24 protein-coding genes and 2 pseudogenes are annotated in these 24441 nt (G+C 65.6%); 14 read left to right on the top strand and 12 right to left on the bottom strand.

The features are described 5' to 3' along the window. Window positions 1–101 precede the first annotated feature (101 nt). The 4 genes and pseudogenes from tatB to KF759_RS00720 all read right to left on the bottom strand — a co-directional run. Window positions 102–302 (bottom strand): annotated as a pseudogene (tatB, locus tag KF759_RS00735) (Sec-independent protein translocase protein TatB); the annotation flags it as partial. Window positions 303–318: 16 nt separating this feature from the next. Next, entirely contained in the window at window positions 319–555 is a 237-nt protein-coding gene (gene tatA, locus KF759_RS00730; RefSeq protein WP_291222265.1) for a Sec-independent protein translocase subunit TatA, read from the bottom strand. A 38-nt stretch (window positions 556–593) separates the two neighbouring features. Then, on the bottom strand, window positions 594–1235 hold the full coding sequence (locus KF759_RS00725; protein WP_291222484.1) for a lipid-binding SYLF domain-containing protein: 642 nt from the start codon (window positions 1233–1235) through the stop codon (window positions 594–596). A gap of 122 nt (window positions 1236–1357) precedes the next feature. Further along, entirely contained in the window at window positions 1358–2287 is a 930-nt protein-coding gene (locus tag KF759_RS00720; protein WP_291222264.1) for a hypothetical protein, read from the bottom strand. A gap of 156 nt (window positions 2288–2443) precedes the next feature. On the opposite strand from KF759_RS00720, the gene hemH reads away from it, so the two are divergent. Next, complete coding sequence (hemH, locus tag KF759_RS00715; protein ID WP_291222263.1) at window positions 2444–3559, top strand: ferrochelatase; 1116 nt, start codon at window positions 2444–2446, stop codon at window positions 3557–3559. Continuing rightward, window positions 3546–4391 (top strand): alpha/beta hydrolase, encoded by an 846-nt coding sequence (locus tag KF759_RS00710; protein WP_291222262.1) that lies wholly within the window; start codon window positions 3546–3548, stop codon window positions 4389–4391. Before hemH ends, KF759_RS00710 begins: the two co-directional genes overlap by 14 nt. An 11-nt stretch (window positions 4392–4402) precedes the next feature. Here KF759_RS00710 and KF759_RS00705 read toward each other — a convergent pair whose 3' ends face one another. From KF759_RS00705 to ttcA, 3 genes are all read right to left on the bottom strand, one after another. Then, on the bottom strand, window positions 4403–5152 hold the full coding sequence (locus KF759_RS00705; RefSeq protein WP_291222482.1) for a SprT family zinc-dependent metalloprotease: 750 nt from the start codon (window positions 5150–5152) through the stop codon (window positions 4403–4405). 32 nt (window positions 5153–5184) lie between these two features. Next, window positions 5185–6102, bottom strand: a complete 918-nt coding sequence (locus tag KF759_RS00700; RefSeq protein ID WP_291222261.1) for a recombination-associated protein RdgC — start codon at window positions 6100–6102, stop codon at window positions 5185–5187. Window positions 6103–6276: 174 nt separating this feature from the next. Next, window positions 6277–7137 (bottom strand): tRNA 2-thiocytidine(32) synthetase TtcA, encoded by an 861-nt coding sequence (gene ttcA / locus KF759_RS00695; protein WP_291222259.1) that lies wholly within the window; start codon window positions 7135–7137, stop codon window positions 6277–6279. 208 nt (window positions 7138–7345) lie between these two features. Here ttcA and tkt point away from each other — a divergent pair, with 208 nt between their 5' ends. The 3 genes from tkt to KF759_RS00680 all read left to right on the top strand — a co-directional run bounded on the left by tkt (window position 7346) and on the right by KF759_RS00680 (window position 10593). Beyond that, complete coding sequence (gene tkt / locus KF759_RS00690; protein WP_291222258.1) at window positions 7346–9346, top strand: transketolase; 2001 nt, start codon at window positions 7346–7348, stop codon at window positions 9344–9346. 453 nt (window positions 9347–9799) lie between these two features. Next, a complete protein-coding gene (locus tag KF759_RS00685) occupies window positions 9800–10006 on the top strand; it encodes a DUF465 domain-containing protein (RefSeq protein WP_291222480.1) in 207 nt (68 codons plus the stop codon). 41 nt (window positions 10007–10047) lie between these two features. Continuing rightward, window positions 10048–10593: a DUF924 family protein gene (locus tag KF759_RS00680; protein WP_291222256.1), complete on the top strand. Its 546-nt coding sequence runs from the start codon at window positions 10048–10050 to the stop codon at window positions 10591–10593. Between the two features lie 22 nt (window positions 10594–10615). On the opposite strand, the gene KF759_RS00675 is transcribed toward KF759_RS00680, so the two are convergent. Next, window positions 10616–12991, bottom strand: coding sequence for a heavy metal translocating P-type ATPase (locus KF759_RS00675; RefSeq protein ID WP_291222254.1), 2376 nt, complete (start codon window positions 12989–12991; stop codon window positions 10616–10618). Next, window positions 12988–13398 (bottom strand): MerR family transcriptional regulator, encoded by a 411-nt coding sequence (locus KF759_RS00670; protein WP_291222252.1) that lies wholly within the window; start codon window positions 13396–13398, stop codon window positions 12988–12990. Before KF759_RS00670 ends, KF759_RS00675 begins: the two co-directional genes overlap by 4 nt. 389 nt (window positions 13399–13787) lie before the next feature. On the opposite strand from KF759_RS00670, the gene KF759_RS00665 reads away from it, so the two are divergent. Beyond that, on the top strand, window positions 13788–15662 hold the full coding sequence (locus KF759_RS00665) for a peptidoglycan recognition family protein (RefSeq protein ID WP_291222250.1): 1875 nt from the start codon (window positions 13788–13790) through the stop codon (window positions 15660–15662). A 56-nt stretch (window positions 15663–15718) separates the two neighbouring features. Then, window positions 15719–16534: a D-hexose-6-phosphate mutarotase gene (locus tag KF759_RS00660; protein ID WP_291222248.1), complete on the top strand. Its 816-nt coding sequence runs from the start codon at window positions 15719–15721 to the stop codon at window positions 16532–16534. Window positions 16535–16637: 103 nt separating this feature from the next. Here KF759_RS00660 and KF759_RS00655 read toward each other — a convergent pair whose 3' ends face one another. Continuing rightward, window positions 16638–17348, bottom strand: coding sequence for a histidine phosphatase family protein (locus KF759_RS00655; RefSeq protein WP_291222247.1), 711 nt, complete (start codon window positions 17346–17348; stop codon window positions 16638–16640). Window positions 17349–17522: 174 nt separating this feature from the next. Here KF759_RS00655 and KF759_RS00650 point away from each other — a divergent pair, with 174 nt between their 5' ends. Genes KF759_RS00650 through KF759_RS00640 form a run of 3 tightly spaced genes read left to right on the top strand, consistent with a single transcriptional unit; the run spans window position 17523 to window position 20283 of the window. Continuing rightward, a complete protein-coding gene (locus KF759_RS00650; protein WP_291222245.1) occupies window positions 17523–18674 on the top strand; it encodes an SPFH domain-containing protein in 1152 nt (383 codons plus the stop codon). 21 nt (window positions 18675–18695) lie between these two features. After that, window positions 18696–20000: a TFIIB-type zinc ribbon-containing protein gene (locus KF759_RS00645; protein WP_291222243.1), complete on the top strand. Its 1305-nt coding sequence runs from the start codon at window positions 18696–18698 to the stop codon at window positions 19998–20000. A gap of 22 nt (window positions 20001–20022) precedes the next feature. Next, window positions 20023–20283 carry a hypothetical protein gene (locus KF759_RS00640; RefSeq protein ID WP_291222241.1) on the top strand — a complete coding sequence of 87 codons (261 nt, stop codon included), beginning with the start codon at window positions 20023–20025 and terminating at the stop codon, window positions 20281–20283. Between the two features lie 340 nt (window positions 20284–20623). Here the strand turns inward: KF759_RS00640 and KF759_RS00635 are convergent, their stop codons facing one another. Continuing rightward, window positions 20624–21172: a serine hydrolase gene (locus KF759_RS00635; protein WP_291222239.1), complete on the bottom strand. Its 549-nt coding sequence runs from the start codon at window positions 21170–21172 to the stop codon at window positions 20624–20626. Here KF759_RS00635 and KF759_RS14235 point away from each other — a divergent pair. Further along, a complete protein-coding gene (locus KF759_RS14235; RefSeq protein WP_345777412.1) occupies window positions 21156–21428 on the top strand; it encodes a transposase family protein in 273 nt (90 codons plus the stop codon). The two genes, KF759_RS00635 and KF759_RS14235, sit on opposite strands and share 17 nt — an antisense overlap. Here the strand turns inward: KF759_RS14235 and KF759_RS00625 are convergent. Then, a pseudogene (locus KF759_RS00625) lies at window positions 21397–21747 on the bottom strand (transposase); the annotation flags it as partial. The gene KF759_RS14235 and the pseudogene KF759_RS00625 overlap by 32 nt on opposite strands. A 54-nt stretch (window positions 21748–21801) precedes the next feature. Between KF759_RS00625 and xth the strand changes: the two are divergent. From xth to KF759_RS00610, 3 genes are all read left to right on the top strand, one after another. Then, window positions 21802–22581 (top strand): exodeoxyribonuclease III, encoded by a 780-nt coding sequence (xth, locus tag KF759_RS00620; RefSeq protein ID WP_291222237.1) that lies wholly within the window; start codon window positions 21802–21804, stop codon window positions 22579–22581. Further along, window positions 22574–23236, top strand: coding sequence for a YecA family protein (locus KF759_RS00615; RefSeq protein WP_291222235.1), 663 nt, complete (start codon window positions 22574–22576; stop codon window positions 23234–23236). The genes xth and KF759_RS00615 overlap by 8 nt, the downstream gene beginning before the upstream one ends. A 270-nt stretch (window positions 23237–23506) precedes the next feature. Next, on the top strand, window positions 23507–24367 hold the full coding sequence (locus KF759_RS00610; RefSeq protein WP_291222233.1) for a pirin family protein: 861 nt from the start codon (window positions 23507–23509) through the stop codon (window positions 24365–24367). Window positions 24368–24441 lie beyond the last annotated feature (74 nt).

The following is a 24441-nucleotide window of genomic DNA, read 5'->3' as shown; positions in this document are numbered from 1 at the left end:
GGCGGTGTGGTTTCCGGCGGCGTCGTCGCCACGGGTTCGTGGGCAGCGCTTTCCACGCCGCGCGCCATCTCCCGAAGGTCGCCGCGCACGTCGACCTGACGCTTGAGGTCCTGCATCGATTTCTTCAGGTCTTCGGCTGCGAGCTCGCGCTCGATCTCGTCGCGCACGCCCTGCCAGCTCGTGCGGGCGCGTCTCAGCAGCGCACCCGCGGTGCGTGCCACGCGCGGCAGCCGTTCGGGGCCGAGCACGATCAGCGCGACCAGGGCCACGAGCGCGATTTCACTGAAGCCGATGTCGAACATGGCGCCGTCGGCGCGCTTATTCGGCGCGCTCGGACTTGTTCGTGCTGGCGGTGGTCTGCGCGCCTGCCTCGCTCGCGGGTGGATCGGCCTTGAGCTGCGCGGGCTCGGACTTGTCACCGTCCTGCATGCCCTTCTTGAAGCTCTTGATCGCCGCGCCGAGATCCTCGCCGACGTTGCGGATGCGCTTGGTGCCGAACACCAAGGCAACCACGACCAGCAGGACCAGCAAATGCCAAAACGAAAATGCACCCATGACCAAACCCGAATTCGTGAGGGGCGGAAATTGCCCGGTTATTTTGCAGTGTACTCTTCCAGGAGGTCTCGAAAATCGACCACGGCGTTGGGCACTTGCGTGACGCCGCCGTCGAAGATACGCCGTGCGGTGACGCCTTCGCCGTAAACGGCCTGATCGGCATCGTTGTCGATGCGGATCACGGTGCCATCGAGCGCGGCGCCGGCAAACAGGCCGCGTGCGCGCGAGTAGGAATAGATTTCGGCCTTGAGCTGGGCATCGGTGGAAGCCTGCGCCGAGCGGCCGACCGGGCCGGCTGCGGCCGAGGCGTCGGCGCCGAGCGTGAACTTGCCGTGCACGATCGAGTCGACCCCGCGCTGGGTGCGGAACACGAGGATCACGTCGGTCGAGGACACGCCGGCCTGAAAGCCCACGCTGCCACCGGTCATGCTCACGAACACCGGATTGGACCAGGTGCCATCGCGCGTTTTCACCGCGATCAGACCGCGGCCGTGACGGCCGCCAACCACGAGGCCGGCCTTGATCACGTCCGGAACCACCGCGATCGCATGCGCCTCGCGCAGCAGATCCTGGGGAATGGCCTTGTCCGGCGCCTGCATGACTTCCTTGAGCACACGCTTGGCATTCTCGGCGAGCTTGTCCTCGTTCTCGCCGGCATGGACGGGCGCGAGCCAGGTCATGGACAGCAGGGCGGCGGCAGCGGCGAGCAGAAATGGGCGCATCATCGACTCCAGGGTGGTTCGCGCCACCATAACAGCCGGCGCTGAGCCGGCGATGAAGCGCGCGGCGATGCCTGCCGATCTCAAGCCGCGCGGATGCGTCGCGTGCGGGCAACCAGGCCGGCGAGACCCAGCCCAAGCAGACTCAGAGCCCACCACGAATCAACCGGCGCCGGATTGGGCGCGGCAGACGGACGCGCACAGGACGTCGGCCCGATGGTGAAACCCTTCATGCCGATCTGGCGCAGCGAGTCGACCGGACCGGTAATCGGGCCGACCATTTCCAATTCACCGGTCGCCGGATTGATCCGCGCGAGATCGCTCCAGTCAGGCGGTGGCGTGTTCTCGTTTTGCGGTGGTACGTAGTTGAGCACGGCCCAGAGCGTGCCGTCGTCGTCGAAACTCAGCGCCGCCGAATTGATCCACTTGCTCGCCGCCGGGCCAAACGCGCCGACCGTGCTGGTCGCTCCGGTGCGCGGATTGATGCGGTAAAGATGATGGTCGCCCTTGGCGCCGGCACCAAACAGCACGCCGCCACGCTCGGCCAGGCCACTGATTGCCACGCCGGTGGCGCCGATCCGGGTTGCCGCCCCCGTGCCCGGATTGACCGAGTACAGGCTTTGCAGCACCCCCGAGCTCAGATACAGGCCGCCCGTGCAGGTTGCGGTCATGCCGAGGTCAAGCGCATCGAACTGGCCGCTGCCGCCATCAATGCCCAACGGGCCGATCGGTGTGGCCTGGCCGGTGGCGGGGTCGATGCGCACCAGCGCCTTGATCGAGCCGGCGATGGCCAGCAGGCTGCCATCGGGCATCGTGGTCAGACCGCTGACATTGGCGATCGACTGTCCGGCATAGCGTCCGGCCACGCCAAGCTTGCTTGCCGCAGGCTGCGCAAGGTCGATGCGGTAGAGCGTGTCGAAGGCCTCACCGTAGGCGAGCGTTTCCGCCCGCGCCGACATCGAGGCGGCGGCGACAAGCACTCCTGCTGCGATGTAGCAGGTCAATGCGCGCATGTTGGCGTGTTATTGTTATAAGTAATCGTCTGCCCCGCGGTGGTCCGCGGTGGCCGGGTCAGTCTAGCAGCAAAATTCCACGGATGTTTCTACGCAGGGTGGCGGGCCGGCATGGGCTGCCAAGGCCCATCGTCACGGATACGTTTTCTCCCGAAGATGTCGCGTTTTCTTGCACAGTCCGGCTTCCGGCATGGTGAGCCAGCGGCAGCAGCCGTCTTGCTGGTCAATATCGGTACGCCCGCAGCACCCACGCCACGGGCGGTGCGCCGCTATCTGGCGCAGTTCCTGGCCGACCCCCGCATCATCGAAACCCCGCGCTGGCTGTGGCGGCTGATCCTGCACGGCGTGATCCTGCGCCTGCGGCCGGCACGTTCGGCCCAGCTCTATCGCAAGATCTGGAGTGACCGGGGTTCACCGCTCGCGCTCGGCATGGCGACACTCGCCGAACGTTTGCAGGTGGCGCTGCGAGGGCAGCGGCCGGGGCCGATCCTGGTTCGCCACGCGATGCGTTACGGCGACCCGGCGATCGGCACGGTGTTGCGCGAACTGGCCGCGGCGGGAACGCGGCGGGTGCTGGTGTTGCCGCTGTTCCCGCAGTATTCGGGTACCACCACGGCCTCGGTGTTCGATGCGATCAGCGCCGAGCTGTCGCGCTGGCGCTGGCTGCCTGAACTGCGCTTCATCAACGACTACCACGCCGCACCGCATTACATCGAGGCGCTTGCGCGCAGCGTGGAAGCGCATTGGCAGCGTCACGGCCGTGCACCGCGCTTGTTGCTGTCCTTCCACGGCACCCCGGAAAGTTACCTGCATGCAGGGGATCCGTATTTCTGCCAATGCCAGGAAACCGCGCGCCGCTTGCGTGAGCGATTGGGTCTGGATGAACAGGCGGTCAGCGTGTGTTTCCAGTCACGCGTGGGCGCGGCGCGTTGGCTGCAACCCTACACCGACGTCATCCTCGCCGAACTGCCGGCCACGGGTGTGCGCCACGTGCAGGTGCTGTGTCCGGGCTTTGCGGTCGATTGCCTGGAGACGCTCGAGGAAATCGCGCTCACCAACCATGCGCGTTTCCTGCACGCGGGCGGCGAGAAGCTCGAATACATCCCCGCGCTCAATGAGGGCGCCGATCATGTGGCGATGCTTGCCGACCTGGTTCTGCGCAATACCGGCGGTTGGCGCGAATTCGCGCTCGACTGGGATGCCGCGAGTGCGAATGCGCAGGCACGCGCGGCCAAGGCCCGCCACGAGCGGTTGCGCGATGAGCGTCGCTGAAGAGCTCGAGCTCGACGTCAATCATGGCGTGCTTGCCGCCAGGCGTTGGGGCGCAACCTCCTTGCCACCACTGCTTGCGCTGCACGGCTGGCTCGACAACGCCGGCAGTTTCGATGCCCTTGCGCCGCTGCTTGCCACGCGCTGGCAGGTCGTCGCGATCGATCTGCGCGGACATGGCCTTTCTTCGCACCTCGCCGCGGGCGCCTGGTACCACTACGTCGATTATTTCGACGACATCCGCGCCGCCCTCGATGTGCTGGGCTGGTCGCGCGCGAGTCTACTTGGCCATTCGCTCGGTGGCGCGCTGGCGAGCCAGTTTGCGGCGATCTATCCCGAACGCGTCGAACGGCTGCTTTTGATCGAGGGCCTGGGTCCGCTTACCTACACGCTTGAAGATGCCTTGCCACGTCTGCGTCAGGCGCTCGATCAACACGCCGCGTTTGCGCTGCGCCGACCGCTGCGCGTGTACACGACGCTCGACGAGGCGATCCATGCACGTTGCCTTGCCAATGATCTTTCGCCCGCCGCAGCGCGTGCGATCGTGCTGCGCGGAGTGCGCGAGGTCGAGGGTGGCTGGGTCTGGTCAAGCGATCCGCGTCTGACCGTGGTGAGTCCGCAGCGCTACACCGAAGACGAAGTGCTCGCCACGCTCGCCGGGATCCAGGCACCGACGCATCTTGTGCTCGCCGATCCGGCGACGAGTTATCTGCCGCTGGCGATGATGCAGGCACGCGCCGATCGCGTTGCCGATCTGCGCCTCACGCGCCTGCCCGGCAACCACCATCTGCATCTGGAAAACGCGCCCGCAGTGGCGGCGGCGCTGTTGGGTTGACGCGCGTGCGCTCAGGCCTGGATCAGGCGCGTCAATTCGGCCTTGAGTGCCTGGCCGTTGAGACGCAACCACTCTCGCTGTTCGCGCCAGTCGGGCATGAGGCTTTCGACCAGCGCCCAGAAGCGCGGTGAATGACTGCGGATGCGCAGATGGCAAAGCTCATGGATCGTCACGTAGCGCAATGCCGCGGGCGGCGCGAGTGCGAGCGCGAGATCGAGGGTGATGCGATCGCGCGTGTCGAGGCTGCCCCACAGGCTCTTGAGTGGACGCAAACGCACGCCGGTCGGTGCACGTTCGAGTTCGGCGCAGTAGCGCGCGAGATGACGACTCACATCGCGGCGGATCTGCGCTTCGAAGAACGAGCGCAGCAGCGCGCGTGCGGCAGGCAGGGTGGCCTTGCCGTGCGGCGCGGGCAGGGTGAGCACGAGGCGATCGTCGAGCTGTTCGATGCGCGGATAGACGCCATCACGCCACGACAGGCGCGTGGTTTCACCGCGCAGCGGAATCACGGTGGCGGCGCCGGGTTTGAGCGGCGGCGGTGCCGAACCGAGGCTGAGCTCGTCGAGCTTGCGCTCGAGCCATTCACCGTGTTTGCGCAGGAAGGCGACGATCTGCGCCGGATGCGTGCCTTCGGGATAGGTGACGCGCGCACCGCCGGGTGTCACGGTCAGGCGCAGGCGACGCGCCTGCGGATGACTCTTGCGCAGCACCTTGATCGTCTCGCCGTCGGCGGTGTCGAGTTCGAGGTAGTCCTGCGCCATGTTCACGTCGTTGTCTCCGCTGCCGCCGCGACTCAATCGTGTTCGCCGGGACGGGCAATGCCAAACCATTGTTCAAACTGTGCGAGCAGCGCCTTGAGCTCCAGGGACATGAGCGCGAAACATGCGTCCAGTTCGGCTTCGGCCGACTCCTTGTCCTGCTCGCCAATTGTATCGAGCACGATGTCAAGAAAACGTAGCTTGCGCACCGTCAGATCCTCGCCCAGCACGAAGCTCATCCGGTCATTGAAGGTGAGGCCGAGCTGGAAGGCCTGCTTGCCAGCCTTCAGATGCTCCCGAACCTCTTCGGATTCAAGGTCTTGGCGCCGGCAGCGCACCACCGCGCCGGCCTCGGCCGGGTCGCGCAGTTCGACCTCGTCGCCCAGCGCCAGCCCGGCCGGCAGGCGGCCCTGAGCCAGCCAGTCGGTCATCAGGGCGCGCGGCGACTCGGCGCCGGCCATCGGCGTGGCCGGAAACCGGCCCAGCGCCTCACGGACCTGGCTGACTGCATCCTCGGCGGCCTTGCGGCTGGCACTGTCGACCACGAACCAGCCACCTTGCGCATCGAGATAGGTGAGCAGGCGCGAAGGGCGCACGAAGGCGCGTGGCAGAAACTCGGAAATCACCTCTTCCTTCAAGCGCTTGCGTTCTTTCGCACCAGGTCGGCGGCCCTGCTTGGCGGCGATCTGGTCGATCCGCTCGGCGACTTCCTCGGCCACCACCACGCCCGGCAGCAGGCGTTCCTGACTGCCGATCGCGAGCAGGGAGAACGGCCCGCAGGCATGGATCAGGGCTTCGTTGTTGCGGCCATAGGGCGAGACGAAGCCGCGGGTCGCGAGTTCGAGCGGTCCGCAATCGCGCAATCGATGCTCTTCAACGTCTTTTGCGAGATGTTTGAGGCTTTTGGCGACACTTTCCGGAAAACGGAACAGGCTGAGATTGCGAAAGAACATGGGCGTGAGGGGACTCGCAGACGATCAACGGCGGGGCGTCTGACCGGGCAGGGCCGATGTCAGGCGGGAGATTGAAGCAAGGGAAGGTCGCAGATCCCGAGATCGGCGGCCGCGGCTCGCGATCGGCTGAGGCGAGGCGCCGCCGGTCAGGATAGCAGGAGCGCTCGGCTCGCTTCAGTCCGCGGATGGCTCGCCACCGCCGAGCCAGGCGTGCGCATCGGCGCGGCGCGCCTGCGGATCGGCGCCAAGCGCGGCGAAGTCGAACAGACTGCGATCGGCGAGCTGCGAGGGCGCAACATTGCCGATCGCGCGGAAGATGGTTTCGATGCGGCCGGGGAATTTCGCGTCCCACTCGGCGAGCATCGCCTTGATGTTCTTGCGCTGCATGTTTTCCTGCGAGCCGCACAGGTTGCAGGGCATGATCGGAAAGCCCTGCTGACGCGAATACTCGGCGATGTCGTCTTCGGCGCAATAGGCCAGCGGACGGATCAGCACGTTGCGGCCATCGTCGGAGCGCAGCTTGGGCGGCATCGCCTTGAGCGTGGCCTGGTGGAACAGATTGAGGAACAGGGTTTCGACGATGTCGTTGCGATGGTGGCCGAGCGCGATCTTGGTGAAGCCTTCCTCGGCGGCGTAGGTGTAGAGCGAGCCGCGGCGCAGGCGCGAACACAGGCTGCACTGGGTCTTGCCTTCGGGAATCACGCGCTTGACCACGCTGTAGGTGTCCTGTTCGAGCACCTCGAAGGGCATGTCGATGCTGCGCAGGTAGTTCGGCAGGATGTGCGGGTCGTAGCCGGGTTGTTTCTGATCAAGATGGACCGCGAACAGCTCGAAGCGCACCGGCGCCTTGGCCTGCAGTCTGCGCAGGATGTCGAGCAGGGTGTAGGAATCCTTGCCGCCCGACAGGCAGACCATCACGCGATCGCCATCCTCGATCATGTTGAAGTCGGCAATGGCCTGGCCCACCTGGTGGCGCAGGCGCTTGGCGAGCTTGGCGGCCTCGTGGGCTTGCTTGCGATCGATGACGGCGTTCATGGTGGAATGTGCGGGGTGCAAACGGACGCATATTCTAATCGTCGTCACAGCCGTGTTTTCACTTTCGCCGATCGCCGCCTTGCGGCAAAATCCGCGCTTCTTGCGCGCCCGCCGGCGCAGCGGGCACAAGCCCGGAGCAAGACCTCCATCTTCCTGTCCACACGCCAGCAGCCGGCGTGGGTCGTTCGCCGCACATCCCGGAGCGCACATGAGCAGTCCAGCCCACCTCGACACGGCCCGCATGGCCAACGCGATCCGCTTCCTGTCGGCCGATGCGATCGAGAAAGCCAAGTCCGGCCATCCGGGCATGCCGATGGGCATGGCCGAGATTGCGGTGGCCTTGTGGACGCGCCACCTGCGCCACAACCCGGCCAATCCGCATTGGGCCGGACGTGACCGCTTCGTGCTCTCCAACGGGCACGGTTCGATGCTGCTGTATGCGCTGCTGCACCTGAGCGGCTACGACCTGCCGATCGGCGAGATCGAGAACTTCCGCCAGTTGCATTCGAAAACGCCGGGTCATCCCGAGGTCGGCATCACACCCGGCGTGGAAACCACCACCGGTCCGCTGGGTCAGGGCCTGGCCAATGCGGTGGGCATGGCGCTGGCGGAAAAACTGCTCGCCGCCGAATTCAACCGCGACGATGCGCGCATCGTCGATCATCACACCTATGTCTTCCTCGGCGATGGCTGCCTCATGGAAGGCATCTCGCACGAAGCCTGCGCACTCGCCGGCACCTGGCAGCTCGGCAAGCTGATCGCGCTCTACGACGACAACGGCATCTCGATCGATGGCGAAGTCCAGGGCTGGTTCACCGACGACACCGCGGCGCGTTTCCGCGCCTATGGCTGGCAGGTGATCGGCCCGATCGATGGTCACGATGTCGATGCGGTCGATGCAGCGATCGCGCAGGCCAGGGATCACCTCGCCCAGCCGAGCCTCATCATCTGCCGCACCACGATCGGCAAGGGCGCGCCCACGCGCGCAGGCACCGCCAAGGCACATGGCGAGGCGCTCGGCGCGAGTGAACTCGCCGCCACGCGCGAGGCGCTGGGTTGGAATCACGCACCGTTCGAGATTCCCGCCGACATCTACGCGATGTGGAATGCGCGCGCCGCGGGCGCCAAGGCCGAGAGCGAATGGAATGCGCGACTGGCCGGCTATCGCGGCAAGCATGCGCAAGAGGCCGCCGAACTGGAACGCCGTCTGTCAGGCGCCCTGCCGGCGAATTTCGCGCAGCTTGCGCGCGAGCTCATCGCGGGTGCCAACACCAAGGCCGAGACGCTTGCCTCGCGCAAGGCCAGTCAGCTCGCGCTCGAGGTCTTTGCCCCGGCATTGCCGGAAATGCTCGGCGGCTCGGCCGACCTCACCGGCTCCAACCTCACCAACTGGAAGGGCGCCGCGCTCCTGCTCGGTGGTGGCACCGGCCGCCATATCAGCTATGGCGTGCGCGAGTTCGGCATGGCTGCGATCATGAACGGCATCGCCCTGCATGGCGGTTACATTCCCTTCGGCGGCACCTTCCTCACCTTCAGTGATTACAGCCGCAACGCGATCCGCATGGCCGCGCTGATGAACCAGCGCGTGATCCACGTTTTCACCCACGACTCGATCGGTCTGGGCGAAGACGGGCCGACGCATCAGGCGGTCGAGCATGTTTCCAGCCTGCGCCTGATCCCCAATCTCGATGTCTGGCGCCCCTGCGATACCGTCGAGACGGCAGTGGCCTGGCAACTTGCGCTCGAACGCGACAACGGCCCGAGCGCGCTCGCATTGTCGCGCCAGAACCTGCCCTTCGTGCCGCGCAATGATGCGCAGATTGCGGCGATCGCACGCGGCGGTTATGTGCTGGTCGAGGCCGCAGGCGGCACGCCCGCGCGCATCCTCATCGCCACCGGTTCGGAAATCGGCATCGCGCTCGAAGCCGCCAGGCAGCTCGCCGCGCAGGGTCTGCCCACGCGCGTGGTGTCGATGCCGTCGACCAGCGTGTTCGATCGTCAGGATGCCGACTATCGCGCGCAGGTGCTGCCCAATGGCGTGCGCAAGATCGCGATCGAAGCCGGTTCGACCGCGCTGTGGTGGAAGTATGTCGGCAGCGATGGCGCGGTGCTCGGGCTCGATCGCTTCGGCGAGTCTGCGCCCGCGGGCAAGCTGTTCGAGTTCTTCGGCCTCACCGCCGACCACCTCGCGGCCGTCGCGAAGGGCTAGCGCCCCGCCTTCTTGCAGGAGCGGCGCAAGCCGCGAGGCATCTTTGTGGGAAACCACGATGCCCTTCTGTAGGAGCGGCGGCAGCCGCGACGCGCTTCTGCAGGAAGCCGCGACCCAGGCCGCGCGCCATCGCGCGCCATGCCCACATGCAACGCACGGGTCGGGCCTTCCGGCCCTCCTACGCGGGCGATCGTTCCGCGACGCTTGTCTGTAGGAGCGGCGGAAGCCGCGACGCCTTTCTGCAGGAAGCCGCGACCGGCGTCGCGCACCATCGCGCGCCATGCGCACATGCAACGCATGGGTCGGGCCTTCCGGCCCTCCTACAAAACGATCGTCGCGGCAGCGCTGCCATTGCGCGATGTTGTAGGAGCGGCGGAAGCCGCGACGCTTGCGGCCGCGGCATTAAAGAGCATCGCGCCTCCCGGCGCTCCCACATTGCTAGACTGCGAGCCCATGTTCTCCGACGATCCCGCCGCGCTCGTGCGCAAGCTCGCCGAGCTCAAGCTCGAACACCGCGACCTCGACGACGCGATCGCACGGTTGCGCGAGGCTCCGGCCTGCGACGAGTTGCAGCTCACGCGCATGAAAAAGCGCAAGCTCAAGCTCAAGGACATGATCACCTGGGTCGAGAGTCGCCTGATTCCCGATCTGGACGCCTGAGCGGAGCCGCTCGTGCGAACCCGTTCGAACCAGAGGCAATCATGAGCGCCGACCGCGATGCCGTGCTGACCTTCTGGTTCGACGAGATCGAACCTGCGCAGCGCTGGCGTGCCGATCCGGATTTCGACGAGCGCATCCGCGCGCGCTTCGGTGATCTGCATTACGCCGCCGTGCAGGGCGAGCTGTACGAATGGCGGCGCGATGTGGATGGTCGCCTGGCCGAAATCATCGTGCTCGACCAGTTCTCACGCAACCTCCATCGCGGCCATGCTGCCGCCTTCGCCGCCGACTCGATGGCGCTCGCGCTCGCGCAGGAAGCCGTCGCCGCAGGACTCGACCAGATGCTGCCGCCGCCGCGGCGCCTGTTCCTGTACATGCCCTGGATGCACAGCGAATCCGCGCTGATCCACCGCGTCGCGGTGGAGCTGTTCACTGCGCTCGGCCTCGCCGAGAATCTCGATTTCGAGTTGCGCCACAAGGCCATCATCGACCGCTTCGGCCGTTACCCGCACCGCAACGCAATCCTCGGTCGCGCATCCAGCGCCGAGGAACTGCATTTCCTCGAACAACCCGGCTCGAGTTTCTGAACGCGCAACCGAGCGCGGCTCGTCAGAGGTGCCCGTGCAGCGCTACGCTGCGCAGGCGCAGCGCATTGGAGATCACCGACACCGAACTCAGGCTCATCGCCAGCGCGGCGATCATCGGGCTGAGCAGCCAGCCGGTCCATGGATACAGCAGACCCGCGGCGAGCGGCACGCCGAGGCCGTTGTAGAGGAAGGCGAAGGCGAGATTCTGGTGGATGTTGCGCACGGTCGCGCGCGCGAGCGTGCGAGCACGCACGATGCCGGCGAGTTCGCCCTTGACCAGGGTCACCTGCGCGCTTTCGATGGCGACGTCGGTGCCATTGCCCATGGCGATGCCGACATCGGCGGCGGCGAGTGCCGGCGCATCGTTGATGCCATCACCCGCCATCGCCACGCGCGCGCCGCGTGCGCGTGCCGAGTTCACCCATGCGGCCTTGGACTGCGGCGACTGCGCGCCGTGCGCTTCGTCGATGCCCAGCGCCGTACCCACCGCGCGCGCGGTCGCCTCGTTGTCGCCGCTGAGCATGACCAGACGCAGGCCGCTCGCGTGCAGCGCGGCGATCGCCTCGCGCGCACCAGGCTTGAGTGGATCGTGCGCCGCGACGAGGCCGGCGAGTCGGCCATCTACGGCAAGGAACATCGTCGAGCGCGCGCTTTCGCTCAGCGCGGCGAGCAAGGCATCGAGCGCTTGCGCGGCAATGCCCTGCGCCTGCATCAGCGCGGCATTGCCCAGCGCAAGGCGTCGACCTTCGACGTCACCGCACACACCCTGCCCGGTCACGGCCGTGAAGTTCGTGACTGCCCGCGGCGCGAGGCCGCGCGCAGCAGCGGCTTCGAGCACCGCGCGTGCGAGTGGGTGTTCGCTCACCGCTTCGAGACTTGCTGCCCAGCCGAGCACCGCATCCTGCGTGAACTCCGGCGCGGCGATCACATCCGACACCGCCGGGCGTCCCTGGGTGAGCGTGCCGGTCTTGTCGAGCACGAGTGTGTCGATCTGCGCGAGGTGTTCGATCGCCGCGGCTTCGCGGAACAGCACGCCGTGTTCGGCGCCGCGCCCGCTCGCCACCATGATCGAGATCGGCGTGGCCAGGCCCAGCGCGCACGGGCAGGCGATGATGAGCACCGCCACCGCGTTGACGATCGCGTAGGCAAGGCGCGGTTCAGGCCCGAGCCACCACCACGCGGCGAACGCGAGCAGTGCGATCGTGACCACCGCCGGCACGAACACCGCCGCGACGCGGTCGGCAAGACGCTGCAGCGGCGCCTTGCTGCGCTGCGCCTGCGCGACCAGCTCGACGATGCGCGCGAGCACGGTGTCGCGACCGACCTTGTCGGCGCGCAGCAAGAGCGAGCCGCTGCCATTGAGCGTGCCACCGACGAGGCGATCGCCCGCGCGTTTCTCGACCGGAATCGGCTCGCCGCTGAGCATGGATTCATCGACGCTGCTGCTGCCGTCGATGACCTCGCCATCGACCGGAATGCGCTCGCCCGGGCGCACGCGCAGGCGATCACCGACGCCGACCCGGTCGAGCGCGACATCGCGCTCCGTGTCGGCAGCATCGAGGCGATGCGCGATCGGTGGCGCCAGATCGAGCAAACGGCGCAGGGCCGCCGAGGTCTTGCCGCGCGCGCGCAGCTCCAGCCATTCGCCGAGCAGGACCAGCGCGATGATCACGCCGGCGGCTTCGAAGTAGACACCGATGTGGCCGTGTGCATCGCGCATCGCCGGCGGAAACCACGACGGCGCGAGCAGGGCGACCACGCTGTAGGCAAAGGCGACCAGCACGCCCAGCCCGATCAGGGTGTACATGTTGGGCGAGCGATGCACGACGCCGAGCCAGCCGCGGCGGTAGTAATCGAGCCCCGCCCACAGCACCAGTGGCGCCGACAGCAGGGCTTCGGCCCAGCGCAGCCATTGCGCTGTTTCGGCTGCGAAATGCAGGCCCGACAGATGCGGCCCCATCGCCACCAGCAACAAGGGCAAGGCAAGCACGGCCGCGATCGATGCCTTGCGCCGCACCGCGATCAGCTCGCCATCATCGGCAGCGACGCTCGCGTCCCTGGGTTCGAGTGCCATCCCGCACTTGGGACAGGTGCCCGGTCCGACCTGCTCGATTTCCGGATGCATCGGGCAGGTGTAGAGCGTTCCGGACGGCATCACCGGCGCGGGCGGTGCGGGCGCATCATCGGCATAGCGCGCCGGATCGGCGACGAATTTCTCGCGGCAGCGCGGGTTGCAGAAGTACACGGTATGGCCGTCGTGTTCGGTCGTGTATCTGGCGCTGGCGATGTCGACCTGCATGCCGCAGACGGGGTCACGCGCGCTCGCCGCTGTTGCGGGCGTCGCCGCCGTGTGCGCGCAGCAACTGCCGCCGCGGGATTGGACGTGATCGTGGTTCATGAGGACTCCTTCGCGCCGAGCGCGGCCAGTATCGGACAATGGTCGAGCGCGCCGCTGCCGGGGCAGTCGGCGACGAGCTGGCGCAGGCCACGTCGCACCTTCTGCAATTGGGCAATGCGTGCGTCGATGTCGGCGAGCTTGGCCTCGGCGCGCGCGCGCAGTCCGTGCACGCCGTGGTCGTGGTCGAGCGAGAGGTCGAGCAGGCTGCGGATGTCCTCGAGCGCAAAGCCGAGTCCCTTGGCGCGGCGGATGAAGCGCAGACGCCGCACATCCTCGTCGTCGTACTGGCGATAGCCAGATGCGCGCCGTTTCGGTTGTGGCAGCAACTGGCGGCGCTCGTAGTAACGCACGGTATCGATGGCGACGTCTGCACGCCGCGCGAGTTCACCGATCGAGAACAGGGACATGGCGGGCTCCGGAATTGGTTCTGGCGATAGCCTAAACCGTGGAGCTTGATCCAGAGTCAAGCAGATGCCTGGCGAGCCTGCGTTGCCGGCACCGCTGCAGGGCCGCCATGTTGCGGTGCACATTATTGGTGTCCATGTTCACGCCTTCATCAGGGGCGGGTTGACAGCCGCACAGACTCCATCCAGTGTCGGCGCCGGCAGCACAGTTTCAGCTGGCTCGGGGCATGCAGGTGAACCGCATGCAGAGGGTGGGGGAGCACCTTCGGCATCAAGCCAGACAAGACATTCCGACTGTCATTCGCGGAGTTCCTTGCTGCCATGCCTGGCCCATACCCGAGCCTTTGCGGCATGGGCGTCCATTGTTTGCTCGTCACTGGGGAGATGACCTGATGCATGGTTCCAGAGTGTTTCTTGGCTTGGCCCTTGCGGCCTGTTTTCCACTGATTGCCGACGCACGATCCTCTCAAGCGGCTTCCGCGCGCACTGTCGAATCGGCAGCCACGGCACTGTCGCAGGAAGAGGCTATCAGCGCCGAGCAGTTGCGCCTGGCTGCGGCGCGGGCAGATTTTCCAAATGGTTTCGCGGCGGCGTACAAGGCATACCCGCAGTTGCCGTCTGGCGTGCTCGAATCGATAGCCTACGTGCAGACGCGCTGGGTGATGATCGAGCCGGCCAGCGACCTCGATGGTGAATCCGCGCCAGCGGTTGGCGTCATGGGTCTGTACCACGGCGGACCGTTCCGCGATCAGGTCGGTGAGGCCGCCGCTTTGCTCGGCAGTTCGCGACAGGCCGTGGAGCGTGATGCCGCAATCAACATCCTCGCTGCCGCGGCCTTGCTGAGCAAGGCGCAGAAGGAGGCGGGTGGCGATGCAAGCCTCGCGCAGATCCTCGCGGCTTACGCCGGTTTCCGCGGTACCGATGGGGATGCGATCAATGATTTTGCGCGCGAAAGTTTTGCCTACGACGTGCTGCTGGCGCTCGATCGCGGCAGTGACGACAACGGCATCAGGATTGCTGCTCGCCCGGTGGAGTGGGAACGCGAGTTCGCGCCGGCTGCGCTGGTGCGCCAGCATGCACCGTTCGTGCGCCTGGATCTTTCCCGCGGCAGCGTCGAGGCCGGGCCATACGCGATCGACCCGCTCGACGAGACGTTGCACGAAAGAACCGGCGTCATGCAGCCAGCGACGGGCGCGGCGCAAATCCACAGCACCGACTACGCGCCCGCACTGTGGGTCGCCTCGCCGTACCACGGCACGCGCAGTCAGGCGATTTCCGCGGTCACGATTCACACCATGCAAGGCTCTTATGCCGGCACGATCAGTTGGTTCAAGAGCAATCCCTATTCGACCAGTGCGCACTATCTGGTGCGAAGTTCCGATGGCCAGATCACGCAGATGGTGCGTGAGTCGGCGGCGGCCTACCACGCCCGCAGCGCCAACCCCTACACGCTGGGCATCGAGCACGAGGGTTACACCAACAACGCCGCCTGGTACACCACCGCGATGTACAACGCTTCGGCGGCACTGACGCGTCATTTCTGCGCGCGCTACGCCATTGCCTGCACGAGCGCCTACAAGGGCGCGGCCAGCAGCACGGTCAATGTCCTGCCGGCCTCGGTCAAGATCAAGGGACATCAGCATTTCCCGGGCCAGGACCACACCGATCCCGGCATCAACTGGAACTGGTCGCGCTATTACGGCCTGCTCAATCCGGGCGGTGGCGGCGGTGGCAATACCATCATGCTCGACAAATTCGAAACCGGCGAAGGCCACTTCAATACGGCGCCGGCCTATTCAGGCAGCACGACGGGCATTTCCGCGTCTTCCACGGCGGATCGTGATTGCGCGATGGCCAGGGTCGGCAATTGCTCCGAGCATTTGCGTCTGATCGACAATGCGTCCAACACCAGCAACTGGTCGGTGCGCTTCCTCTCGGGCAGTGGTGCGCCGGCGAGCAACATGAAGTTCGCCCGCAATGGTCGCGTCGGCTTCTGGGTGTTTGTTGCCGGCAGCGGTTTCAGCGTGGGTCTGGGCGTCGATGACTCCGATGGCACCGAGCGTTCGACACTGAAGGCGGTGCCCGCCAATGCCTGGACTTATGTGGAGTGGAGCCTCGCCGACGCGGCGCAGTGGAATGCCTGGGTCGGCGGCAATGGCGCAATCACTGCCGCACAGGCGACCCTCGACGCGATCTGGATCGAACGCGCCCACACCACCTACACGGTGAATGTGCACATCGATGATGTGCGGTGGGTCCCCAATTGATGCATGACTGATGGCGGTGCCGGCCAGGGACGGCCGGTGCATGCCACACTTGCGCGATGGACGCACGAACGATCGAGTATCGCGGCACGCCGTGCATCGAAATCGAACGCGAAGGCAGTCGCGCCATCGTCGCGCTGCACGGCGCGCAGGTGTTGTCATGGATCGCCGCGGATGGCCGCCAACGCCTGTTCCTGGGCGAGCGCGCCGAGTTCGGCCCGGGCAAGGCGATCCGCGGCGGCATTCCGGTGATCTTCCCGCAGTTCGCCGCGCGCGGGCCGTGGCGCCGGCATGGCTTTGCGCGCATCACGCCGTGGCAGTTCGACGGCGTCGTCGCCGACGCCGCGCACTTCACGCTCGAGGTGCAGGCGAGCGCCGAGTGGCCGCATGCCTGCGCACTGTCACTTGCGGTGGAGCTGCAGGCACAGCGGCTGGGCGTGAGGTTGTGCGTCACCAATACCGGCGCGACGCCGTTCGAGTTCACCGCTGCGCTGCACAGTTACCTGCGCGTGTCTGCGCTCGAATCGGCGGCACTGCACGGACTCGAGCACTGTGATTTCGTCGACAGCGCAGCCAACGCGACGCCATGCTCCGCAACGCGAGCGCCGATTCGCTTTGATCGCGAAGTCGATCACATCTACGGCGATGTGCAGGCGCCGCTGACCCTGAGAGATGGCGTTCATCAGATCGCGATCGCGCAGAACGGGTTCAGCGATGTCGTGGTTTGGAATCCCGGCGCGGCACTCGCCGCGACCATCACTGACCTTGCGCCCGACGAATACCGCCGGTTCGTCTGCGTCGAAGCCGCGCACGTATTGCAGCCCTGCGCGCTCGAACCCGGCATGCACTGGCAAGGGTGGCAGACCCTGGGCTGACGCGCCGCGAGTCGGTGTCGAACTTCATTCTTGCCGCGGTCGTGATCGGCGGTCACGCATCAATCTTGCAGACAATCGCCAGCGCCACCCCATTGCGTGCGGCTCAGGGAATCGCCAGCGAGCGTTCCGGATCGCCCCAGGCGCTGCTGCGCAGCTTGGGCGGCAGGTGGCCGACATCGCCGACCGCGATCACATGGGCGCGGCCCTTGTCGTCGATGCGGATCGTGGTGATGCTCGCATTGCCGATCGACATGGCCAACCAGGCGTTGGTATCGACGCCGAGTGCGCGCGTGACGAGGTAGCGGATCACGTTGCCGTGGCAGACCAAGAGGTCGCTGCGGTCCGCGCCCTTGGGTGCAGTGAAGAAGCGCGCGAACACGCGATCGAGCCGGGCCTTGCAGGCGGCCATGTCCGCGGGCTTTTCCTCCTTGGCCACGTTGCCGAGCGTGGTCGGTGGCGTGCACTCGGCAAGATCGTCGACGGTTTCGAACGTGCGCTCGGGATAGACGTCGGCACGGATCACGGCGGCGGTGTCGTGGGCGCGCTGGATCGGGCTGGCGTAGAGCCCGTCGAAGCGCGGCAGTGCGCCCAGCGCGGCCGCTGCCAAATGCGCCTGGGCCACGCCGATCGGCGACAGATGCGGGCCGAGCCGCGCGTCGGCCTTGGGGTCTTGCTCGTAGTTGCCGTGACGCACCAGCACCAGCGTGTGCATGATTTTCGCGGGCTTGGCCGGCGCGGGTTCGGGTGCCGGCGCCGCCACGCAAGGCGAAGCCAGCAGCAACAAGACAAGCAGGATGAAGGCGGTGCGCAGCATCGGCGCAGTATCGCGCAATCTTGCGCCACGTGTCTGCGCACCTGCGGCGCCAGTTGAACGGAAAGCAAACGCCGCTCGCGGTGGCGCCGCCGAAACGCTCATGGCGGAAACGGAACGGTATAGTTGCGGGCGCAAGGCGGGTGCGGTACCCGACCACGAATCAGGGGACGAACGATGGGTCTCATTCAAGCAGCGGTGGGCGCAATCGGTGGCACGCTGGCCGACCAGTGGAAGGACTTCTACACGATTCCGGATGGCTTGCCGTCGACCGCAGCGCTGTTCGCCGCCGTGCCGCGCGGCACCAATGCCGGTCGCGGCTCGAACACCAAGGCCTCGTCCAACATCATCACCAACGGCTCGAAGATCGTCGTGCCCGAAGGCTACGGCCTGCTCCTGTTCCAGGATGGCAAGATCACCGCGCTGGCTGCGCAGGCCGGCGCCTACGAGTGGCAGTCGGATGACATCAATTCCAAGTCGATCTTCACCGGCGGCGGATTGGTCGAATCGCTGATCAAGCAAAGCTGGGAGCGCTTCAAGTTCGGTGGTCAGCCGGGCTCGCAGCAGCAGGCTTTCTTCGTCTGCCTCAAGGAACTGCCCGACAATCGTTTCGGCACGCAGTCGGAAATCTACTGGGACGACGGCTTCCTCAACACTCAGGTCGGCGCGGTCACGCGCGGCTCCTACACGCTCAAGATCGTCGATCCAATCCTGTTCACCAAGAACTTCGTGCCGGCGAGCTATCTGCAGGCCGGCCAGGTGTTCGATTTCACCGATCTCGACAACGCCGCTGCGAGCCAGCTCTTCAACGAAGTGGTCGGCTCGCTCGCGCCCGCGTTCAGCGCGTACACCAACGATCCGTCCAAGGGCAATCGCATCACCAAGATCCAGCAGGACTCGCTTGGTTTCGCCAAGAGTCTTTCGGCTGCGGTGGAGAGTGCCTACCAGTGGAAGTCGGACCGTGGCCTGGAAATCGTCAAGACCGCGATCGTTTCGATCGAATACGACGCCAACACACGCGAACTGCTCAAGAACGTGCAGCGTGCCGATGCGCTGTCCGGCGCGCGCGGCAATTCCAACCTGCAGGCGAGCGTCGCTGCAGGCATGCAGGCGGCCGGCGAGAACGGTGGCGCCGCGGGCATGATGGGCATCGGCATGGCCAGCGGCATGATGGGCGGCATGGCTGGCTTGCAGCAGCCGGTCGCTCCGGCCGCGCCACCCGCTGACGATCCGATGGCCAAGCTCAAGAAGGCCAAGGAGATGCTCGACGCCGGTCTCATCACCCAGACCGACTACGACGCGCTCAAGACCAAGACGCTCGGACTGTAAGCACCCGACATCAGGACGCCCATGTCCAACACCACGCCCCCGGTGCCGCCCTACAGCGGCCCCGGTTCCCCCCGCGAGGTGCCGCCCGCGCCCGGCCAGTCGCCGATCGATCCGGCGACCTTGCCCGATCCGATCCGCAAGGAAATCGAGGCGCCTGATCCGGTCGCGATCGACACGGCTTCGAAGGAACTCGAAGACGGCGTCAATCGCTGTCCCAAATGCGGCTCCACCGACGTTCGCCAGAAACCCGGCAGCGACCAGCTCATCTGCATGTACTGCCGCCATCAGTGGCAGAGCGCGCGTGTGGAGGAACAGTTCGGGCTCGGTGAGGGCATCGACCAGCTCGAAGGCACGGTGATCGCATCGGGCGCGCGCGACATCGCCGCCGATGCCAGGAACCTCATGACCTTCAAGTGCAGCGGCTGCGGTGCAGAAGTGACGGTCAACACCGAAAACGCGATGACCGCGCGCTGCCATTGGTGTCGCCACATGCTCGGCGTGAACGAGCAGATCGCCAATGGCGCGGTGCCCGACGCGGTGCTGCCGTTCCACATCAAGAAGGAGGATGCGGTCGCGCGCATCCGCCAGTTCGTCGACAAGCGGCGGCTGTTCGCGCTCAAGGCTTTCAAGGAACAGTTCACGCCCGAGAATGTTGTCGGCGTCTATCTGCCCTACATGATCGTCGACGGCAATGCGAGCGCCGATGTCGGCGGCTACGGCGAAATCAAGACGCGCGAATACACCAAGGGCAGCGGCGACAGCAAGAAGACCTACTACGACGCCGATGTCTACAGCGTGTCGCGGCATGTGGATTTCACCGTCGACGACCTGCCGCTGGAATCCTCGGCCGCGCGCGGCAATCTCGACACGCGCCGCAACACCAACAACATCATCAACACGATCCTGCCGTTCGACACCAAGAATGCGATCAAGTGGAACGCGTCCTACCTCGCCGGGTTCACCTCGGAGAAGCGCGATCTCAACGTCACGGCACTGCGCCCCGAGCTCGAAGACCAGTTGCTGTCCATCGCGCGCTCGCAGGTCGAGTATTCGGTGAATCAGTACGATCGCGGCGTGCGCTGGGAGCAGGAGCGCATCGACGTGCACGGCTCACGCTGGGTGTCGATGTATTTGCCGGTGTGGCTGTATTCCTATCACCAACCCGGCAAGAACGGCGGCATGCTGCATTACATTGCGGTCAACGGTCGCACCGGCGAGACCATGGGCAGCGTGCCGGTGCAGCAGTGGAAGCTGCTCACCACTGCCATCACGGTCGGAACCTTCGTCGAAGGCATCGTGTTGTGGCTGATCGGACACTCCTCATGACCGCCAATCAGGAGCATTCGCCATGAGCGATGATGGTGGACTATGGCTGCTCACGCTCGGCCCGGCCAGCGCGACGGGACTGTACTGGTACCTGTACCGCTACTACCGCAACACCGACAAATCGCATGCCTTCGAGCGTGAAACCAAGGTCGATGCCAAACCCGTGACCGGCACCGACAACAAATGCGACGAAGTCATCGGCACCCGCGAAACCCGCATCCGCGGCGACAACGTGAGCGCCTATCGACAGCGCGTGCAGCGCGTGCGAAGTGATACCTCCTGAGGAAACCCTGGCCCCGGGCAGCCCGAGTGGCACGGTTGCAACGCCGCGGCGTCCAACCGGCTGGAGCCACACGCATCCAATCGGTTGCCGAAGCCTTGGAAATCGCCAGCTGGAATGTGCATTGGCGAGCCATGTGGTTTCAGGGTGTCCCCTGTGGACACTGAAGGGGGCAACTTTCAGCTTGTTCGCGAGAGTATTGATGACCTGAGTCTCCGCCTTTGCCGCGACTTGCGGAAAAACCTCTGCGGCCCACGCGGACTCCTTGCTTCCGAGGCATGCTCCCTCTGTCAGTTCGCGCAGCGCCCGGTGGAATGACGGGTTGGGCGTGAGCGGGCAATGGTCACGCGAAATGATGTGCTGCCAGTGCGCCGATGCTGGCGTGCGCGGCGCTCAATGCCGGGCGGCCTACTCTCCCCTCACTCAGAAACGCCGCAACAAGAATGGGAGAGCGACCGGGAGGAATGGCGATTGCCACATCGTTGACTGCGCCATGCTCGCCTGTGCCCGTTTTGTCGCCAACCAGCCAATCCTTGGGCAGCTTCGCTCGCAAACGATCATGGCCCGTTTCGCAGTCACGCAACCATCGCAGCAGAAGTCCGCGGGATGTGCATGAAAGGCGATTTCCGCACAGAACCTTGCGCATCAAGGCAGCCATCGCTCGGGGTGAGGTTGTATCGCGAAGATCCCCCGCTTCGTTGTCATTGAGCCTGGGCTCGTAGCTATCGAGACGGGTTACAGCATCACCGCACGATCGAGCAAACTCGGTGACAACGGACGGACCGCCCACTTTGGAAAGCAGCAAATTGGGGCTCTCTCTCGATCCGTGTGGAACCGATCTTGCCGCAGCGTAGCCGATCAGCGACGCTTGGTGGATGGAAACTCTCTTCACGCAAGCATTGGGTCTGACGGCGCCGTGGTCAGTGACGTCGGTGGAATTCAAGCCGGTGGAAGGCCAGATCGACTTCGTCGTGAGCTGCACGGCGATGCGGTTGCGGTGCCCTGGGTGCGGGGCCGAGGATCAGCCGGTACACGACCGTCTGGTGCGCCGTTGGCGGCATCTGAACTTCTTCCAGTACAAAGCCTACATTCATGCACAGATGAATCATCACGCACTTCGATGCCATCGCGGAAGCGCACGCCGGTGATGACTTTGGCGAGGTACTCGAATCCGTTGAGTTTGCGCCAATGCTGCTCGGTGACTTTGCCGAGCTTGAACACGAAGGGCACGATGCTGTCGCGCGAGATCGCCCCGCGGGTGCGATCAGTGCGATGTCGCACGGTGGCGAAGCTCGATTCGACCGGGTTGGTCGTGCGCAGGTGACGCCAATGTTCGGCCGGGAAGTCGTAAAACGTGAGCAGGCGTTCGCGGTCTTTGCCCAGGATCTGGACGGCCTTCGGGTACTTGGCAGCGTAGGTGGCGATGAACTGGTCAAACGCCTTGTTCGCCTCCGCGCGGGTCGGGGCGGTTCAATGCCGCTGTCTTGCAGGGGCCGGGGCACGGCAAAGTAAGATGGCCGCATGAAGATTGCCTCGTGGAACGTCAATTCGCTCAAGGTGCGCTTGCCCCATGTGTTGCAATGGTTGGGCCAGGCGCAGCCCGACATCGTCGCACTGCAGGAAACCAAGCTCGAGGATGCGAAGTTTCCGCATGCCGAATTGGCCGCCGCGGGCTATCGCGCGCTGTGTTCGGGGCAGAAGACCTACAACGGCGTGGCAATCCTCGTGCGCGACAGCTTGCCCGCGCCGGCCGATCCGGTCACCGACATTCCCGGCTTGGATGATCCGCAGCGGCGGATTCTTGCGGCCACGGTCGGTGATCTGCGCATCGTCGATCTGTATGTCGTCAATGGCCAGGCGGTGGGTAGTGAAAAGTTCGCATACAAACTGCGCTGGCTCGACGCGGTGCATGACTGGCTCGCAACGGAACTGGCGCGACATCCGCACATGGTGGTGCTCGGCGATTTCAATATCGCACCCGATGACCGCGATGTGCACGATCCCGACGCATGGCGCGATCAGATCCTGTGCTCGGCGCCCGAGCGCGCGGCGCTGCAGAAGATTCTCGACCTCGGCTTTGCCGACAGCTTCCGCCTGTTCAACGGCGAGAGCGGACAGTTCAGTTGGTGGGACTACCGTCAGGCGGCGTTTCGGCGCAATCTGGGTCTGCGCATCGACTTGATTCTGCTCTCGCAGGCCGCACGTTCATCCGCCCGTGCCGCTTCCATCGACCGCGAACCGCGAACCTGGGAGCGTGCATCCGACCATACGCCCGTATTGCTGGAACTCGATGATGGCTGACGATTGGCATGTTTCCCCCGATGATTCCGAACTGGAAGAGCTCGACCGCTTCCTGCGCGCGCATGCGGGCGACGAGGACATGCTGCTCGACGGCGTGCATGGCTTTCTCACTGCGCTGGCGATCGGCCCGGCGCCGCCCAAGCCCGAGGAATGGTTGCCCGAAATCCTGCACGAGCCGTTCGCCGACAGCGAAGAAGGCGAGCGCGTGCTGACCCTGCTCGCGCGGCTCAACGATGCGATCACGCCCGAGCTTGAAACCGGGAGCTACGAACCGATCCTCGGCGAGCTCGACAACGATGATGAACAGGCGCCGCCCGAGTTCACCGCGCGCGGCTGGTGCGAGGGCTTCTCGCGCGGGATCGACCTGCGGGCGCCGTCGTGGGAAGGCCGCCTTGGGCATGATGCGCAGCTCATGGAAATGCTCTCGCCAATCATCGCCCTGGCAATCGATGATGGCGTGTTCGAAAGCGACGGTGATTTCGCCCCGCTGGGCGAGGACGATTACGACGAGTGTCTTGCACAGATCCCCACGGCGGTGGGTGCGGTCGCCGAGTACTGGCGCGCCCATCCGCTCGAGGAAGGCGACTTTTCGCGCAATCGTGAAGCGGGCGCGGCAATGCCGCCGCGTCGGCGCGGTGGGCGTTGGGTGCATTGAGGCTGCGCGCAGAAGATCCTCATCCCGGCCAAGGGCGGGGACCGGGCTGCTCTGAAAAGCGCTCAGGCGGTGGCTTCCAGCATTCGCTGGAATGACGGGCAGGGCGTCATTCAGCGTTGTCTCGAGGCCGTGCCAGCGCGAGCCGCTTGCGCGCCACCGCCGTGCGGAACGATTGTTTCCCCGGTGCGCATCAGTGTTCACCGGAATCGACTTGGTTCACGCGCTGCGCGAGCCCATATCGTGGGCCTCAACCTTGCGGGGAATACCCTCATGAACGCCAGCAATCCCGGCATCCGTCGCGTCGAACGCGTTGCGCGCGGACAGCCAAGTTCCGACGGCGCGGGCGTCAAGCTCACGCGCGTGATCGGCCAGCGCGATCTGGACATGCTCGATCCCTTCCTGCTGCTCGACGAATTCGGTTCGGACCATGCGGGCGACTACATCGCCGGATTTCCGGCCCATCCGCATCGCGGTTTCGAGACCGTCACCTACATGCTCGCCGGGCGCATGCGTCACGGCGACAACCAGGGCAATTCCGGATTGCTCATGCCCGGCAGCGTGCAGTGGATGACGGCCGGGCGCGGCATCGTGCACTCGGAAATGCCCGAGCAGGAACACGGCCGCATGGCCGGCTTCCAGCTGTGGGTGAATCTGCCCGCCAAAGACAAGATGATCGCGCCACGCTATCAGGACATCGCGCCCGAACGCATTCCGCTGGTCGACGCCGGCAACGGCATGCGCGTTCGCGTGATTGCCGGCAGCTTCGGCGCCGTCACCGGACCCATCGAGGGCATCGCGATCGCGCCCTTGTACCTGGATGTCGAACTTGAGCCCGGCGCGCAGGGCATCGCAGACGTGCCCGACGGGCACACCGCTTTCGCCTACGTGTTCGAGGGCGGGGCGAGCTTCGGACCCGCGCATGCTTCGCGCAATCTCGATCGCGGTGAACTGGCGGTGTTCGAACGGCATGGCGATACGCTGGCCTTCGCGGCGGGTGCGCAGGGCGCGCGTTTCATCCTCGTCGCCGGCAAGCCGCTCAACGAGCCCGTCGCGCGCTATGGCCCGTTCGTGATGAACACGCCCGAGCAGATCGTCGAGGCGATTCGCGACCATCAGTCCGGTCGTTTCTGATCAGCGTGGAAGGATACGTCGATTGCTCTGCACGGCTTGATGGTGCCGACCCGCCTGGTCTCCGGAAAGTGTGA

Source organism: Dokdonella sp. (genome assembly GCF_019634815.1).
GTDB lineage: Bacteria > Pseudomonadota > Gammaproteobacteria > Xanthomonadales > Rhodanobacteraceae > Dokdonella_A.
Note: the sequence above shows the minus strand (reverse complement) of the source record. Positions and strands in the feature narration are given on the sequence as shown.